The sequence below is a fragment of the Sanguibacter keddieii DSM 10542 genome (genome assembly GCF_000024925.1).
Classification (GTDB): domain Bacteria; phylum Actinomycetota; class Actinomycetes; order Actinomycetales; family Cellulomonadaceae; genus Sanguibacter; species Sanguibacter keddieii.
The window spans coordinates 3,737,500-3,755,421 of the sequence record NC_013521.1; the positions used below are offsets into that span (position 1 = coordinate 3,737,500).

Here is a 17,922-nt window from a genome sequence, read left to right on the forward strand (position 1 = left end):
GGGACGAAGGTCCCTCGCACCAGCGTCGATGCACACCGGAGGTATGCCGTGCCCCAGGACACCCCGTCCACAGCGCCTGAGACCCACGAGGACGTCGCCACGTTCCCGCCGAGCGAGGCCTTCGCGGCCCAGGCCAACGCCCACGCCGACCTCTACGACCGGGCAGCCGGCGACAGCACGGCCTTCTGGGCCGAGCAGGCGCGTGAGCTCGTCACCTGGAAGACCCCGTTCACCGAGACGCTCGACTGGTCCGGCGCCCCCGTCGCCCGGTGGTTCGCCGACGGCACCCTCAACGCCGCGTACAACGCGGTCGACCGGCACGTGCTCGCCGGGAACGGGGACCGGGTCGCGCTGCACTTCGAGGGCGAGCCCGGCGACACCCGCACCGTCACCTACGCCGAGCTCCAGCGCGAGGTGTCCCGTGCCGCGAACGTGCTCTCGTCGCTCGGCGTCGAGGCAGGCGACCGGGTGGTCGTCTACCTCCCCATGATCGTCGAGGCCGTCGTCGCGATGCTCGCCTGCGCCCGCGTCGGCGCACCGCACTCCGTGGTGTTCGGCGGGTTCTCCTCCGACGCGCTGCGCAGCCGCATCGCCGACGCCGAGGCCAAGGTGGTCATCACCGCGGACGGCGGCTACCGCCGCGGCTCCGCGGCGGCGCTCAAGCCGGCGGTCGACGCAGCGCTCGAGACCCCGGAGGGCGGCCCCGCCTCCCCCGTCCAGCACGTGCTCGTCGTGCGCCGCACCGGCCAGGACGTCGCCTGGACCGAGGGCCGCGACATCTGGTGGCACGACGCCGTCGAGGCCGCCGACGTGCAGCACACCCCCGTGTGGGTCGAGGCGGAGCACCCGCTCTTCATCCTCTACACCTCGGGCACCACGGGGAAGCCCAAGGGGATCCTGCACACCACCGGCGGGTACCTCACCCAGGCCGCGTACACCCACCTCAACGTCTTCGACCTCAAGCCCGAGACCGACGTCTACTGGTGCACGGCCGACGTCGGCTGGGTCACCGGGCACACCTACGTCGTCTACGGGCCGCTGCTCAACGGCGCGACCCAGGTGATCTACGAGGGCACCCCCGACACCCCGCACCAGGGACGCTGGTGGGAGCTCGTCGAGAAATACGAGGTGTCGATCCTCTACACCGCGCCGACCGCCATCCGCACCTGCATGAAGTGGGGCGAGGAGATCCCCGGGCGCTTCGACCTCTCGTCGCTGCGCCTGCTCGGCTCGGTCGGCGAGTCCATCAACCCCGAGGCGTGGAAGTGGTACCGCCGGGTGATCGGCTCCGGCACGACCCCGATCGTCGACACCTGGTGGCAGACCGAGACCGGCGCCATCATGATCTCGCCGCTGCCCGGCGTCACCGCGGCGAAGCCCGGGTCCGCGCAGCGTCCGCTCCCCGGCATCGCGGCCGAGGTGGTCGACGACTCCGGCGTGCCCGTCGCCGACGGTGCCGGCGGCTACCTCGTGGTCACCGAGCCGTGGCCCGCGATGCTGCGCGGCATCTGGGGCGACCTCGAGCGCTTCAAGGACACCTACTGGTCGCGGTTCCGGCACCTGTACTTCGCGGGGGACGGTGCCAAGAAGGACGACGACGGCGACATCTGGCTGCTCGGTCGCGTCGACGACGTCATGAACGTCTCCGGGCACCGGCTCTCGACCACCGAGATCGAGTCCGCGCTCGTCTCGCACGAGATCGTCGCCGAGGCGGCGGTGGTCGGCGCGTCCGACGAGACCACGGGGCAGGCCGTGGTGGCCTTCGTGATCCTGCGCTCGGAGTTCGCGGCCGACGCCGACCCTGCCACCGTGCAGGAGCAGCTGCGCGCGCACGTGGCGCAGCAGATCGGCCCGATCGCCAAGCCGCGCAAGATCCTGGTCGTCCCGGAGCTGCCCAAGACCCGCTCGGGCAAGATCATGCGCCGCCTCCTGCGCGACGTCGCCGAGCACCGGACCGTCGGCGACGCGACCACCCTCGCGGACTCGTCGGTCATGGACCTCATCGCGAGCGGCCTGGCGACGCCCGCCACGAGGTAGCCGCACCGCCCTCGTCCCCGGGGCCGCGTCTCCCGTTCGTCACGGGACGCGGCCTCGGGGAGGATGGACTCATGAAGCCTTCTGAGTCGTCCGCCACCATCGACACCCTCGTCGCCGCCGCCGTCGCCGCCGGTTCTGGCGACGGAGCGGGCTCCAAGGAGTCTGCGATCGCCTGGGGCGCGCTGTGGCGCACGGTCCTCGAGCTGCCGCGGTGGTTCTTCGTCAAGGACGCGTCGGGCACGATGCGCCCCGGCCTCGTGACCTTCAACGGCGAGTCGGCGGTCCCCGCCTTCACCGACATGGCGCGCGCGATCGCCTTCGCCGACGGCGGCCGCGGCGGCACCAACGCCGTCTTCGCCTCCCCGCCGCGGGACGTCCTCCAGGCGGCCGGAGCGATGGAGCAGAGCGGGGTCGGGCTCTTCGCCTTCGACGTGCAGGACACGCCCTTCGGTGCCAAGCCGTCGATGCTCAGCACCCTGCTCGAGGACCTCGGCCGCCTCAAGGCCCGCACGGCCCAGACGCCCGCCGGCACGGACGACACGCAGGACTCGACCATCGTCGACGAGCTCGCCGCCAGCGCCCGCGCCACCCCGGGCGACGCCGCGGCCCAGTCGGCCCTGTGGGAGGCGGTGTTCGGCCTCCAGCACTGGTACTTCGTGCCCCGTGGACCCTCGCAGACGCCGCTCGCCGTCAAGCACGACGCCGGGCCGACGCTCGTGGCCTTCACCTCGGCGGCCCGGGCCTCGGCCTTCGCCGCACGGCTGCCCGAGGACGAGACGGTCCCGGCCGAGGAGCGCGCGGCTGCCCCGACCGTCGTCGCGGTGCCGACCGACGCCGTCGTGGGCTACGTCGAGGCGCTCGTCGAGGCCGGCGTCGCGGTGCTGCACGTGGACCCCTCGAACGGCGCGTTCTCGGTCGCCGCGTCGTCGCTGCGCGCCGTGCACGACCGGGTGGTCGGCGAGGGCTGAGGGGCGCCGGGCGCCTCGAGCCCGAGGGTCCGAGGAGGCCGCGCAGGCAGCACCGCGCGTGCTGTGTTCCGCGCACCCCTGCGCGTCCTTCACACTGGTGCCATGTCCCTCTCTCTCACTCAGCTCACGGACGACGCCGCCACCCTGGCGCGCACGTGGATGGCGGCCACAGCCGCTGGTCAGACAGCGGCAGAGCGCCGCACCACCCACCGCCTCGCGCAGCTGGTCTCCGACCCTGCCGGCCTCGAGTTCGCCGTCCGGTTCGTCGACCGGGTGGCCCGTCCCGACGACCTCCAGGTCGCCGCCCACGAGCTGGCCGAGCTCCGCTCCGTCGCCTCGGCACCGGGAGCGTTCCTCAACCCCGTCGACAGGCTGCTGGTCACCGCCGGCACCATCGCAGCACCGTTGCTGCCCGGTGTCGTCGTCCCCGCCGCGCGGACCCGGCTGCGCCAGCTCGTCGGGCACCTCGTGGTCGACGACGGACCACGCCTGGCCAAGCACATCGCCAAGGCCACGGCCGACGGCTTCCGCCTCAACATCAACCTGCTCGGCGAGGCCGTCCTCGGCCAGCAGGAGGCCGGCCACCGTGCCGAGCGCATCCTCGCGCTCATCGCCCGCCCCGACATCAGCTACGTGTCGGTCAAGACCTCGGCCGTCGTGTCGCAGCTGTCCACCTGGGACACCGCGGACAGCACGGAGCGCGTCCTCGAGACCGTCCGCCCGCTGTACCTCGCGGCCAAGGAGCGCGGCACCTTCATCAACCTCGACATGGAGGAGTACCACGACCTCGACCTCACGGTCGCGGTGTTCCTGCGGCTCATGGAGGACCCGGAGCTGCTCGGCCTCGAGATGGGCATCGTGCTGCAGGCCTACCTGCCGGACTCGGGCGCGGCGCTCGACGTCCTCACCGAGGCCGCGACGGCCCGTCGCACCGCGGGCGGCGCACGCGTCAAGGTGCGTCTCGTCAAGGGCGCCAACCTCGCCATGGAGAAGGTCGACGCCGAGCTGCACGGCTGGGAGCAGGCGCCGTACGACACCAAGCCCGACGTCGACGCCAACTACGTGCGCGTCCTCGACCGCGCGCTCGACCCGGCGCGGACCGACGCGGTGCGCATCGGCGTCGCCAGCCACAACCTCTTCGACGTGGCGCTGGCGCACCTCATGGCCTCCGACCGCGGCGTGAGCGAGGCGCTCGACGTCGAGATGCTCCAGGGCATGGCCCCGGCGCAGGCGCGTGCCGTGCGTGACGCCGTCGGCCAGGTGGTGCTCTACACGCCCGTCGTGGCCAAGAAGGACTTCGACGTCGCGGTCTCGTACCTCGTGCGCCGCCTCGAGGAGAACTCGGCCTCGCAGAACTTCGTGCACGCCCTGTTCGCCGGTGACGAGACCTCGGGCGAGCACGCCGAGGGCGGCACGCCGATGGACCACCAGGAGCAGGCGTTCCGCGACTCGGTCGCCGCGAGCGAGACGGTCTCGACGACGCCTCGCCGTGCCGAGCGCCCTGCCCCCGCGACGCTCGTCGCGGGCCAGCCCTTCGTCAACGCGCCCGACACCGACCCCGCGGTCGAGTCGGCGCGTGCCTGGGCGCACGTCGTCGTGTCCCCCGAGACCGCCGCACGGCTCGCCGCGTCGGTCCCGGAGGCGACCGTGCTGGCCGTCCCCGCCGACGTCGACTCCGTCGTCGCCCGGGCCGCCGAGGTCGCGGGCACGTGGCGCGCCACGACCGGCGCCCAGCGCCGGGAGGTGCTCCTCACGGCAGCCCGCCTGCTCGAGGAGGCTCGGACGGACCTCGTCGGCACCATGGTCCACGAGGCCCGCAAGACCGTCGGCGAGGCCGACCCCGAGGTCAGCGAGGCCGTCGACTTCGCCGCGTTCTACGCGGAGTCTGCCGCGCAGCTCGACGAGGTGCCCGGCGCGACCTTCACGCCCGAGGGGCTCACCGTGGTCACACCGCCGTGGAACTTCCCGGTCGCGATCCCGCTCGGCTCGGTCCTCGGCCCGCTCGCCGCCGGCTCCCCCGTGATCATCAAGCCGTCGCACGTGACGCCGCGCTGCGCGGCCGTCGGTGTCGACGCGATCCGGCGCGCGCTCGTCGAGCACGGCTACGAGGCAGACCTCGTGCAGCTGGTCTCGGCCGACGAGGGCGAGGTCGGGCGTCGTCTCGTCACGCACCCGGAGGTGTCGCGCGTGGTGCTCACCGGCTCGATCGAGACGGCCGAGCTCTTCGCGGGGTGGCGCCCCGACCTGCACGTCTTCGCGGAGACGTCGGGCAAGAACACGCTCGTCGTGACCGCGGCGGCCGACATCGACCTCGCGGTCAAGGACATCGTGCGCTCGGCCTTCGGCCACGCCGGGCAGAAGTGCTCGGCGGCGTCGCTCCTCGTCCTCGTCGGCGCCGTCGGGCGCTCCGCCCGTCTGCACCGCCAGCTGGTCGACGCCGTGCGGTCCCTGGCCGTCGGACCCGCGACCGAGCTCGCGACCACCACGGGTCCGCTCACGGTCGAGCCGGGCGAGAAGCTGCACCGTGCGCTGACGACCCTCGACGAGGGCGAGCGCTGGGTGGTCGAGCCGCGCGAGGTCCCCGGGACCGACCACCTGTGGACGCCGGGCGTCAAGGCAGGCGTCCAGCCCGGCTCGTGGTTCCACCTCACCGAGGTGTTCGGCCCCGTGCTGGGTATCGTCCGTGTCGACACGCTCGACGAGGCGCTCGAGGTGCAGAACGCGGTGTCCTTCGGCCTCACCGGTGGGATCCACTCCCTCGACGAGGCGGAGATCGCGCACTGGCTCGAGAACGTCCAGGTGGGCAACGCGTACATCAACCGCCACATCACCGGGGCGATCGTGCAGCGCCAGCCCTTCGGCGGGTGGAAGGCGTCGGTCGTCGGACCGGGTGCCAAGGCCGGCGGCCCGAGCTACGTCGCGCAGTTCGGCGACTGGTCGGACGACGCCTCCGTCCCCGACCGCACGTCCGCACCGGAGGAGTGGCTCGCGTGGGCCGCGGCCGACGACGCGGCGTGGTGGGAGCGCGAGATGGGCGTCGAGCACGACCCGACAGGTCTCGACTCGGAGTCCAACGTGCTCCGCTACCGCCCCGTCCCGACCCTCACGGTGCGCGTCGCGGCCGACGCCGTCGACATCGAGGCCGACCGCGTGCTGCACGCGGCGTCCGTGGCGGGCGTGCCGGTCACGGTCAGCTCGGCCGAGGTCGAGGACGCCGCGGCCTTCGCCGCGCGCGTCGCCGCGGGCGAGGTCGAGGGGCGCATCCGCGTCGTCGGCTCCGAGCCTGGTCTCCGCGAGGCGGCCGCGTCGCACGTCGGGTCGGTCACCGTGCTCGACGCACCTGTCGTCGCGAGCGGTCGTCGCGAGCTCATGACGGTGGTCCGCGAGCAGGCAGTGTCCCAGACCCGCCACCGCTACGGGCACCTCGAGCGCGGCTGACGTACCCGACGCCCGGGCCCTGGGGACGCCCCCGGGGCCCGGGCGTCGTCGTCTCCTGGGTCGCCCTCTGCCTGGTCCTACGCGATCGGCGAGCAGCCACGGACGGTCTCGGTCTCCCGCGTCACCCGGGTCGACCGGCACGGCTACGACGTGGCGCCGGTGGTCCGGGTGCTGGCCATGCTCGTCGGCGGCTGACGCTAGCCCGCGCTCCCGTCGGTCGTCGCGTTCGGCTCGAGGGTGCCCTGCGGGCCTCCCCCTCCGCCACCGGCGCCTCCTGCACCGCCCGGGCCGCCGAAGGCACCGGGCCCACCGGTCACGGCCTCGCCCTCCGCGATGCTGGTCGCCGCGACGGAGCTGTCCGCGGCCGTCTCGCCCGTGACGGTCACCGTGTCGCCGACCGCGAGCGCCGAGACGTCCGCGACCTCGGTGGTCGTCACGGTGGTGCTGTCCGTGGTCGTCACCGTGATCTCGGTGCCGTCGGCGAGGGTCACCGTGAGCGTGCCGTCGGAGATGCCGGTGACCTCCCCGGAGGTGAGCCCGCCGGGCAGCATGCCGCCGTCGGGAGCAGCCCCACCGGAGGTGCCGTCGGGAGCGGTGCCGTCGGGAGCAGTGCCGTCTGGAGCCGTGCCGTCCGTCGCTGGGTCGGGGGCCGTGCCGCCCGCGGCCGACCCGGCCCCACCACCGGTCGCGGCTCCCGTGGCGGGTGCCGCGACGGCGCTGGTCCCGTCGTCTCCGGAGTCGTCGCCCGTCGCGGACCCGACCAGCAGCCCGCCGACGAACAGCGCACCCGCCGCGGCGACCCCGCCGATCGCGAGACCGGCACCGGCACGGCGCCGTCCGTCCGGGCGGGCACCGGCCGAGCTGTTGAGGTACGCCGCGTGCGTCGCCTGGTCGGTCGTCGGCTCCGTCGTCGGGACAGCCGCCTGAGCGGGGAGCGGGTCGGGGGCCTCGTGAGGGAGCTCCTGAGGAACCTGAGAGACGGGAGGGAGCGGCTGGGTCGTGTCGGGCGGCGCGGGCACCGGCGGGACTGCCGGTCCGGGGTAGCGGGGCTGGGGCTGGGTGGTGTCGTCTGTGCTCATGCGACGAGGCTGGCCCCCGCTCCTGGGCGCGGGGCCTGGGCTCCCCGTGCGCCGGCTGTGAGTGTGCCCGCTGCGGGTGTGCCCCTCCGCGGGCGCGCGTCCGGCACCAGCCACCGTGCCCGTGATGGAATCAGGGGGTGGACCACAGCGAGATCGACGTCGAGACCAGCCCCCTGACCGCAGCCGACGCCCAGGCCGTCCACCGGCTGGCCCGCGCGGCCGAGCACGTCGACCAGGTAGCACCGCTCTCCGAGCAGCCGCTGCTGCGGCTCCTCGACGCCGAGGCCCCGACCACGCACCTCATGGTCCGCGCCGCCGACGACCTCGCCGGCTACGCCCAGGTCGACCGAGGTGCTCCCGGGACCGCGAGCGCCGAGCTCGTGGTGCACCCCTTCGCACGGCACCACGGCGTGGGGACCGCGCTGCTCGAGCACGCCCTCGAGCTCATGGACGCCGAGGGCCGCGTGCTGTCGGTCTGGGCGCACGGCGACCTCCCGGCCGCGCGGAGCCTCGCCGCACGCACGGGGCTCGTGGTGGTCCGTGAGCTGTGGAAGATGCACCTCCCGCTCGACGGCAGCACCAGCACGCCCGAGTCCGCACCTGCCGCGCCGCTCGCACCGGGTGTGAGCCTGCGCGCGTTCCGGCCGGGCGAGGACGACGCGGCGTGGCTCGCGGTCAACGCACGGGCCTTCGCGTCCCACCCGGAGCAGGGGCGCCTCACCCAGACGGACCTCGCGGCCCGCGTCGCCGAGCCCTGGTTCGACGCCGGGTCGTTCCTGCTGGCCGAGCGCGACGGGGACCTGGTCGGCTTCTGCTGGCTGAAGGTCCCGGCCGACCAGCCGCAGGACGCTCCTCGGGTCGGCGAGATCTACGCGCTGGGCGTCGACCCGTCGGCCCAGGGCCTGCGCCTCGGGACGGCGCTGACGGCAGCGGGCCTGGACCGGCTGCGAGAGGTGGGCGTGGAGGTGGTCGAGCTCTACACGGAGGGCGACAACACCGTGGCGATCCGCACCTACACCGCGGCGGGCTTCACGCGCGCCACGGTCGACGTCCAGATGGCCCGGCCGTCGGACGCGACCGCCTAGCACCCCGCTCGACGTGCCGTGACTCACCGATCTGGCCTGTGAGCACCCAGAGTTCACCAACAGGTGCCACGATGATCCCATGAGCGAATCGACCGCGACCTCTCGGCGCACCCCTGGGACCGGACCCGTCACGCCCTCGCCGGGCTCGGCACCGATCGACCCCGAGCTCGCGGCGCACATCGCCGAGCACATCGGCGAGCGCGAGACCGTCGCGTCCGGCGCCGAGCTCGAGCCGCTGCCCGACGACCGCTTCGGCGACCGCGAGCTGTCGTGGCTCGCCTTCAACGAGCGGGTCCTCGAGCTCGCCGAGGACGAGGCGCAGCCGCTGCTGGCCCGGGTGCGGTACCTGGCGATCTTCGCGTCGAACCTCGACGAGTTCTTCATGGTGCGCGTCGCCGGCCTCAAGCGCCGCATCGCGACCGGCCTCGCGGTCACGGCCGCGTCCGGCCTCACCCCGCGCCAGGTGCTCGACGCCATCGGCACGCGGGCGCACGACCTCATGGCGCGCCACGCCAAGGCGTTCTCCGAGCACGTGCAGCCGGCGCTCGGCGCCGAGGGCATCACGCTGGTGCGCTGGGAGGACCTGTCGCAGCAGGAGCAGGACCGCCTGCACAAGTTCTTCCGCAAGCAGATCTTCCCGGTGCTCACGCCGCTGGCCGTGGACCCTGCGCACCCGTTCCCGTACATCTCGGGGCTCTCGCTCAACCTCTCGGTGGTCGTGCTCAACCCGACCACCAAGAAGGAGCACTTCGCGCGCGTGAAGGTCCCGCCGCTGCTCCCCCGGTTCATCGCCGTGGACGCCAAGGGCCGTCCGAGCGCGCCGAGCACGCAGGCCACACGGACCGGGCCGACGTCCTTCGTGCCGCTCGAGGACATCATCTCCCACCACCTCGACCACCTGTTCCCGGGCATGGAGGTGCTCGAGCACCACACCTTCCGGGTGACGCGCAACGAGGACGTCGAGGTCGAGGAGGACGACGCCGAGAACCTCCTCAAGGCCATGGAGAAGGAGCTGCTGCGCCGCCGGTTCGGACCGCCGGTGCGCCTCGAGCTCGCCGAGGGCATCAGCCCGCGCATCCGCCAGCTGCTGATCCGCGAGCTCGGCGTCGTCGAGGACGAGGTCTACACGCTCCAGGCGCCCCTCGACCTCACCGGGCTCAACCTCATCGCGGACATCGACCGCGCGGACCTGCAGTACCCGCGGTTCGTGCCGACCACCCACCGGTTCCTCGCCGAGGTCGAGAGCGCGACGCCGTCGGACATCTTCGCGGCGATCCGCGAGCGCGACGTCCTGCTGCACCACCCGTACGACTCGTTCTCGACGTCGGTCCAGACCTTCCTCGAGCAGGCGGCGGCCGACCCCGACGTCCTGGCCATCAAGCAGACGCTCTACCGCACCTCGGGCGACTCCCCGATCGTCGACGCCCTCATCGAGGCCGCCGACGCCGGCAAGCAGGTGCTGGCGCTGGTCGAGATCAAGGCGCGCTTCGACGAGCAGAACAACATCTCGTGGGCCCGCAAGCTCGAGCAGGCCGGCGTGCACGTGGTCTACGGCATCGTGGGCCTCAAGACGCACTGCAAGCTGTCGCTCGTGGTGCGCCAGGAGCCGGACGGCCTGCGGCGCTACTGCCACGTCGGGACAGGCAACTACAACCCGAAGACGGCGCGCCTGTACACCGACCTCGGCCTGCTCACCTGCGACCCCGACGTCGGCCAGGACCTCACCCGCCTGTTCAACCAGCTGAGCGGCTACGCGCCCCAGTCCCGGTTCCACCGGCTGCTCGTCGCCCCGCGCTCCGTGCGCTCGGGGCTCGTGGAGCGCATCGACCGCGAGGCCGCCGCCGCGCGCGAGGGCAAGCCGGCGTGGATCAAGATGAAGGTCAACTCCGTGGTCGACGAGGCCACCATCGACGCGCTCTACCGCGCGTCGCAGGCGGGCGTGCCGGTCGACCTCGTGGTGCGCGGCATCTGCGCCGTGCGCCCGGGTGTCCCGGGGCTCAGCGAGACCATCCGGGTGCGGTCGATCCTCGGTCGGTTCCTCGAGCACTCGCGGATCTTCGCCTTCGCCAACTCCTCCGGCCCGGCGATCGCCGAGGGGCCGGCGAGCGGCCCCGAGGTGTACATCGGGTCGGCCGACCTCATGCACCGCAACCTCGACCGACGGGTCGAGACCCTGGTGCGCCTGACGGACGAGACGCAGATCAACGGGCTGGTCGACCTCATCGACGCCTCGATGTCTCCCGAGTCGGCCTCGTGGCACCTCGCGGCCGACGGGACGTGGACCCGGCACCACCTGGACGAGGACGGCCAGCCTCTCGGCGACGTCCAGCACGACCTCATCGTGCGTCAGCGTCGTCGGATGGTCCTCGGCCGATGAGGGTCGACGCCCCGACGACCCCTCCGTTCCGGGTCCGTGGGGCCACCGGCGTGAGCGACACGGCGACGGACAAGACACCGGTCATCGAGTCGGCCGGGGCGCTCGTCTGGCGGGTCCGCGACGAGCGGCTCCAGGTGCTGCTGATCCACCGGCCGCGCTACGGCGACTGGTCGTGGCCCAAGGGCAAGCTCGACCCGGGCGAGACGCTGCCGACGGCCGCGGCCCGCGAGGTCGCCGAGGAGACCGGGCGCCCCGTGACCCTCGGCCTGCCGCTGCCCGGCCTGCAGTACCTGACCCCGGACGGCGCCGTGAAGCGCGTGCACTACTGGGCGGCGACGACGGGGGCGGTGGCCCCGGCCCTCGCGGCCCGCGCCCCGGTGCCCCCGGTCGACCCGGCTGAGATCGACGCCAAGAAGTGGATGGACGTCGACGCCGCCCGGGCGGCACTGACGCGCACCGCCGACCGCATCCCCCTCGCGGCGCTCGTCGCCGAGCACGAGAAGGGTCGGCTGGCGACGACGGCGCTGGTCATCGCGCGGCACGGCAAGGCACAGGGCAGGTCCTCGTGGCACGGGACGGAGACGGACCGGCCGCTCACGCCCACCGGGCACGCGCAGTCCGCGGCGCTCGTCCCGGTGCTGGCCGCCTTCGGGATCAGCACGGTCGTCACCAGCCGGTGGCGACGCTGCTCGGAGACCATGGCGCCCTACGCACGGGCGGCGTGGCTCGACACCGAGTCGAACGAGCACCTCACGGAGAGCGACCACGAGCGCTCGCCGGGCCGCGTCGCGGCCGTGGTCCGGTCGCTGCTCGAGTCGGCCGAGCCGACGGTGCTGTGCACGCACCGCCCGGTGCTGCCCACGGTCCTCGACGTCCTCGGGCAGCACTCGCGCCGCTCGGTCGCCTCCGCGCTGCCCACCAAGGACCCGTTCCTCGAGCCGGGCGAGATGCTCGTGACGCACGTGACCCAGACGGCCAAGGGCCCGCGCGTCGTCGGCGTGGAGCACGTCCGCCCGCCCCTGCACTAGCGCCTCTCGTGCGGGCGGGGGCACCAGCACCCTGGTGCGGGCGGGCGCGCCGTCCCCTATCGTCGTGGCATGGCTCGATACGTCGACATCCACCCGCAGGACCCGCAGCCGCGCCTCGTCGCGCAGGTCACGGAGATGCTCCGCGACGACGCGCTGGTCGTCTACCCGACGGACTCCTCGTACGCCTTCGGGTGCTCTCTCAACAGCCACACGGGCGCGGACCGCATCCGCCGGATCCGGCACCTGGACGCCAAGCACCACTTCACGCTGGTGTGCGCGGACTTCGCGCAGCTGGGGCAGTTCGTGCGGCTCGACAACTCGGCCTTCCGTGCCATCAAGTCGTCGACGCCGGGGGCCTACACGTTCATCCTCCCGGCGACCAAGGAGGTGCCGCGCCGGTTCGCCCACGAGAAGAAGAAGACCGTCGGCGTGCGCATCCCCGACAACCCCGTCGCCCTCGCGCTCGTGCGCGCGCTCGGTGCACCGCTGCTGTCGAGCACGCTCTTGCTCCCGGACAGCGAGACGCAGCCGACCGACGGGTGGCAGATCAAGGAAGAGCTCGACCACGTCGTCGACGTCGTGGTCGACGGCGGCGACTGCGGCACCGAGCCGACGACGGTCGTGGACTGGTCGAGCGGTGCCCCCGAGGTCGTCCGGGTGGGTCTGGGAGACCCCAGCCGGTTCGAGTAGGCCACCTCCTCAGGACTCGTCAGCACCCGGTCGCGCCTCGGTGGGCCGGGTGGTCGTCGTGCCTGCGCACCCGTGCCGGACGCGTCGTCGCCGGACGTCGGACGCCCGCGCGCGTGATTAGCACACGGGTCTCAGAAGCACCATCTTCCGAATCTGGGAAAGTGCTGACAGGGTGAAACCCGTCCGACCGCGCGTCATGAACGGCTCGTTCGCGCCGATCAGGTCTGACCTGCGTCTCAGATCCCGGTATTCACCCGCTGGAAACCTCATGGTCACCAGCGAGAGATCCCGGTCTGGTCGCATGGACGCACCATCCAGGTCCCACGCGAAGAGAACGGCTCACCATGAGATCACGATCACTGGCCGGGGGTGCGGCGATCGCCGTGGCCCTCGGTGCGACACCACTCCTGGCGCTACCCAGCCAGGCAGCGGTGTCACCCTCCGCAGCGGTCATCATCGACGAGGTGTACGGCGGTGGCGGCAACAGCGGCGCCACCCTGAAGAACGACTTCGTCACGCTCCACAACACGACCGACCAGCCCGTCACCGTCGACGGCTGGAGCATCAGGTACGCGGCCGCGGGCAGCGGCTTCACCGCCGGCTCCCAGAGCGCCCCGCTCACCGGCGAGATCCCCGCCAAGGGCTCCTACCTCGTCCAGCTGGCCCCCGGGGCCGGCGGCACCCTCGACCTGCCCACGCCCGACGCCCAGGCGGACATCCCGGCCGGTGCCGCGAACGGCACCTTCGCGCTCGTGTCGAGCACCGACCCCCTGGTGTGCGCACCCACGGCGTGCGCGACCGACCCCGCGGTCGTCGACCTCGTCGGCTACGGCACGGCGGCGACCTTCGCAGGCACGGCGCCCGCACCGGTCCTCAGCGCCACCACCTCGGCCTCACGGACCGACTTCGCCAACACCGGCGACAACGCTGCCGACTTCGTCGCCGGCGCGCCGACCCCGGTGAACTCGAACGGCGACGGTCCTCCCGTACCGCCGCCGCCGGAGGACGCCGGTGACCTCACCATCGCCCAGATCCAGGGCACCGGTCCCGCGACGCCCTACCTCGACCAGCAGGTCTCGACCTCCGGGTACGTCACCGCGTCCTACCCGACCGGTGGCTACAACGGCTTCGTCATCCAGGAGGCCGGCACCGGTCTCACCTGCCCCGCCGAGGGCGAGGCGTCCTCCGCGCTGTTCGTCTACACCGCGAGCGCACCCACCGTCGCCGTCGGCGACTACGTCGACGTGACCGGTGTCGCCGGCGAGTACGACGGGCTCACCCAGATCGCCACACCGACCGTCGCACCGGGCACCGCCGAGGGCGCAGCCCCCGTCGCCGCCGAGTGCGCGTGGCCCGCGACCGACGCGGGGCGCGAGTCCCTCGAGTCGATGCTCGTGCTGCCGCAGGGTGGCTTCACGGTCACCAACACGTACACCACCCACCAGTACGGCGAGGTCGGCCTGGCCGTCGGTGACAGCCCGCTGCTGCAGCCGACCGACGTCGCGCCCTACGGCACGCCTGCTCACGACGCCGTGGTCGCGGACAACGCAGCCCGCGGTGTCGTGCTCGACGACGGCGCGTCGTGGAACTACCTCAGCTCGCCGAACAACGCGAGCGTCCCGCCGTACGTCACCGCCGACGGCACCGTCCGCGTCGGGGCCTCGGTCGAGTTCACCGACCCGGTGGTCGTCGACTTCCGCAACGGGACCTGGAAGCTCAACCCGACCTCGCAGGTCACCCCGGCCGACGTCGACGCCTACCCGGTCGTCTTCTCGGGCGAGCGTCCTGCGGCGCCGGACACCGCCGCCATCGGTGACGCCGACGTGACCGTGGCCGCGTTCAACGTGCTCAACTACTTCACGACGACCGGCTCCACCGTCACCGGGTGCTCCTCGTACACCGACCGCACCGGCGCGGGCATCACCACGAACACCTGCCCGGGCAACGGCCCGCGCGGTGCGTGGGACGCCGACAACCTCGAGCGTCAGCAGGACAAGATCGTCGACGCCATCACCCGTCTCGACGCCGACGTCGTCGGTCTCATGGAGATCGAGAACTCGGCAGCGCTCGGCGAGGCTCCCGACGAGGCCGTCGGCACGCTCGTGGCCGCGCTCAACGCGGAGGCCGGCGAGGACCGCTGGGCCTTCGTCGAGTCCCCCGCCGACCTGCCGGCCGTCGCCGACCAGGACGTCATCTCCGGCGCGATCATCTACCAGACGGCAGCCGTGACCCCCGTCGGCGAGTCGCACGCGCTCGGGACCCTCAGCGGCGCCGGGCAGACCTTCGTCAACGCCCGCGAGCCCATCGGGCAGGCCTTCGAGCCTGCTGACGGCGGCAAGCCGTTCTTCGTCGTGGCGAACCACTTCAAGTCGAAGTCCGCGGGCGGTGCCTCGGGCGCCGAGCGCGACCTCGGCCAGGGTGCCTGGAACGCAGCGCGCACCGCTCAGGCGACCGCGCTGGCGACGTGGGTCGACGAGACCGCCCTCCCGGCCGTCTCCGCCGAGGCCGGCGTCCCGGTCGAGGACGTCCTGCTGCTGGGCGACTTCAACGCCTACACGCACGAGGACCCGCTGCTGCACCTCTACGGGGCGGGCTACCAGGACGCGACGACGCTCGAGGGCCGTGGTGAGCTCACCTACTCCTACCAGGGGCTCAACGGCTCGCTCGACCACGTGCTGCTCAACGAGTCGGCCGCCGAGCGCTTCACCGGCTCGGACGTCTGGGAGATCAACGCTCCCGAGTCGATCGCCCTCGAGTACTCGCGCTTCAACGTGACCGCCGGCGACTTCTACCGCGCTGACGCGTTCCGGTCCTCCGACCACGACCCGGTGGTCGTGGGCCTCACCGCCGGCGAGCCCGCGGCCGAGGCGACGGAGACCACCCTCACCCTGCTCAACATCAACGACTTCCACGGCCGGATCGGCCTGTCCGGCGAGGACGGCAGCGGTCCGTCCACGGTGGCCTTCGCCGGGACCGTCGAGGAGGAGCGCGCCGCAGCCGGCGAGGACAGCACCCTGTTCCTCTCCGCGGGCGACAACATCGGTGCGTCGCTGTTCACGTCGGCGATCCAGCAGGACCAGCCGACCATCGACGTCCTCAACACCCTCGAGCTGGCGTCCAGCGCCGTGGGCAACCACGAGTTCGACAAGGGCTTCGACGACCTCACCGGTCGTGTGTCCACGGCCCTCGACGCCCCGTACCTCGGTGCGAACGTCTACACCAAGGGCACCAGGGAGCCTGCTCTCGACGAGTACAGCATCCACGAGGTCGACGGGGTCCGCGTCGCCGTGATCGGCGTCGTCACGCAGGAGACGCCGTCGCTGGTGACGCCGGCCGGCATCGCCGACCTCGAGTTCGGCGACCCCGTCGACGCGGTCAACCGCGTCGCGGCCCAGCTGACCGACGGCGACGAGAGCAACGGCGAGGCCGACGTCATCGTGGCCGAGTACCACGAGGGCGCCGGAGCGGGCACGCCCGACGGCGCGACCCTCGCGGAGGAGGTCGCCGGTGGCGGCGCCTTCGCGAAGATCGTCACGGGCACCTCGCCCGCGGTCGACGTCATCTTCACCGGGCACACCCACAAGCAGTACGCCTGGGACGCTCCCGTCCCCGGGACCACCGACGGCTCGACCCGTCCGATCCTGCAGACCGGGTCGTACGGCGAGTTCCTCGGCAAGGTGACGCTCGACGTGGACCTCGAGTCCCGTGACGTGGTCGACTACACGGCCGTCAACGTGCCGCGCACCACGACGCCCGAGGAGACCCTGGTCGCCACGTACCCGCGTGTCGCCGAGGTCGAGCGGATCGTCGCCGACGCGGTCGCCTACGCCGACGAGATCGGCTCGCAGCCGGTCGGCTCGGTCACGGCCGACATCACGACCGCCTTCGCGGGCGGCTCCGTCGTCGACGGTGCCTACACCGGCGGCGAGCGCGACGACCGCGCCGAGGCCTCGACCCTCGGGACCCTGGTCGGCAACGCCCTGCGGGACAGCCTCTCCGCGCTCCCGGCCGCGCCGGACTTCGGCGTGGTGAACTCGGGCGGTCTCCGCGAGGAGCTCCTCTACGGCTCCGACGGTGTCGTGACCTTCGCCGAGGCCCTCGCGGTCCTGCCGTTCGCGAACGACCTGACCATCGTCACGCTCTCGGGCGAGCAGGTCGTCACGATGCTCGAGCAGCAGTGGCAGCGCACCGCCGACGGTGAGGTCCCCTCGCGGCCGTACCTGCAGCTCGGGCTGTCGGACAACGTCAGCTACACCTACGACGAGGTCCCCGACCCGGCCGACCCCACGCTCACCGTCGGGGTGGTCCGCTCCGTGACCATCGACGGCGAGCCGATCGACCTGGCTGCCGACTACCGCATCGGGACCTTCTCGTTCCTCGCCTCCGGCGGGGACAACTTCCGGGTCTTCGCGGACGCCTCCGAGACGGTCAACACCGGTCTGCTCGACTGGGAGGGCTGGGTCCAGTACCTGCAGGACAACTCCCCCGTCGCGCCGAGCTACGCGCGCTCCGGCGTGCAGGTCTCGGGTGCCGAGGTCGTCGCGGGAGAGGGCCTGGCCCTCACCCCGGGGCTGACCACCACCGTCACCCTCGACCGTCTGGACCTGCGAAGCCTCGGGTCCCCGGCGAACACCACGGTCACCGCCACCCTCGGCGAGACCGAGGTCGGCACGGCCACGGTCACCGACGGCTCGGCCACGGTCGAGCTCACGGTCCCGGAGGGCGTCGTCGCCTCCGAGCTCACCTTCACGGCGGCACCCAGCGGGACCGTCGCGGTCCTGCCGGTCGCCCTCGGCGCACAGGGCTCCGAGCCGACCGTGACGCTCTCGTCGACCGAGGTCGTCGCGGGCGGGACCCTCGACGTCCGCGTCGAGGGTGGCACGCCGGGACTCGCGACCGAGGTGTGGCTCAACTCCGAGCCCGTCCTCCTCGGCTCGCTCGTGCTCGACGCCGACGGCGCCGGGACGCTCACGGTGACGATCCCCCTCGCCACCGCGGTCGGGGACCACACGATCCGTGTCCTCGGTGACGGCATCGACGTGAGCGCAGCGCTCACTGTCCTCGCCGCCGACGGCTCGGGCGCGGGTGCCGGGTCGGGCGACGGTCTCGCCTCGACCGGTGGCGACGTCCTGAGCCTCGCGGTCCTCGCGGCTCTCGCCCTGGTCGGTGGTGGGCTGCTCGTGGCCCGCAGGCGCCAGCAGGCCTGACCCGGAGCGGGCG

Annotated in this window: 9 protein-coding genes; 8 read left to right on the forward strand and 1 reads right to left on the reverse strand. The window is 72.9% G+C overall.

From position 1 onward, the window contains the following. Nucleotides 1-48 precede the first annotated feature (48 nt). From acs to SKED_RS16440, 3 genes are all read left to right on the forward strand, one after another. Entirely contained in the window at nucleotides 49-2,037 is a 1,989-nt protein-coding gene (gene acs / locus SKED_RS16430) for an acetate--CoA ligase (protein WP_012868308.1), read from the forward strand. Nucleotides 2,038-2,108: 71 nt separating this feature from the next. Then, entirely contained in the window at nucleotides 2,109-3,005 is an 897-nt protein-coding gene (locus tag SKED_RS19195; protein ID WP_012868309.1) for a hypothetical protein, read from the forward strand. A gap of 102 nt (nucleotides 3,006-3,107) precedes the next feature. After that, complete coding sequence (locus tag SKED_RS16440; protein WP_012868310.1) at nucleotides 3,108-6,443, forward strand: bifunctional proline dehydrogenase/L-glutamate gamma-semialdehyde dehydrogenase; 3,336 nt, start codon at nucleotides 3,108-3,110, stop codon at nucleotides 6,441-6,443. Nucleotides 6,444-6,640: 197 nt separating this feature from the next. Here SKED_RS16440 and SKED_RS16445 read toward each other — a convergent pair whose 3' ends face one another. Next, a complete protein-coding gene (locus tag SKED_RS16445) occupies nucleotides 6,641-7,522 on the reverse strand; it encodes a DUF5666 domain-containing protein (RefSeq protein WP_012868311.1) in 882 nt (293 codons plus the stop codon). Nucleotides 7,523-7,659: 137 nt separating this feature from the next. Between SKED_RS16445 and mshD the strand changes: the two genes are divergently transcribed. The 5 genes from mshD to SKED_RS16470 all read left to right on the forward strand — a co-directional run bounded on the left by mshD (nucleotide 7,660) and on the right by SKED_RS16470 (nucleotide 17,909). Beyond that, entirely contained in the window at nucleotides 7,660-8,607 is a 948-nt protein-coding gene (gene mshD / locus SKED_RS16450; protein WP_012868312.1) for a mycothiol synthase, read from the forward strand. A 79-nt stretch (nucleotides 8,608-8,686) separates the two neighbouring features. Continuing rightward, nucleotides 8,687-10,984: an RNA degradosome polyphosphate kinase gene (locus SKED_RS16455; protein ID WP_012868313.1), complete on the forward strand. Its 2,298-nt coding sequence runs from the start codon at nucleotides 8,687-8,689 to the stop codon at nucleotides 10,982-10,984. Beyond that, nucleotides 10,981-12,012, forward strand: coding sequence for an NUDIX hydrolase (locus SKED_RS16460; protein WP_012868314.1), 1,032 nt, complete (start codon nucleotides 10,981-10,983; stop codon nucleotides 12,010-12,012). The genes SKED_RS16455 and SKED_RS16460 overlap by 4 nt, the downstream gene beginning before the upstream one ends. Nucleotides 12,013-12,081: 69 nt before the next feature. After that, nucleotides 12,082-12,702 carry an L-threonylcarbamoyladenylate synthase gene (locus tag SKED_RS16465; protein WP_012868315.1) on the forward strand — a complete coding sequence of 207 codons (621 nt, stop codon included), beginning with the start codon at nucleotides 12,082-12,084 and terminating at the stop codon, nucleotides 12,700-12,702. A gap of 344 nt (nucleotides 12,703-13,046) precedes the next feature. Beyond that, a complete protein-coding gene (locus SKED_RS16470; protein ID WP_143755803.1) occupies nucleotides 13,047-17,909 on the forward strand; it encodes an ExeM/NucH family extracellular endonuclease in 4,863 nt (1,620 codons plus the stop codon). Nucleotides 17,910-17,922 lie beyond the last annotated feature (13 nt).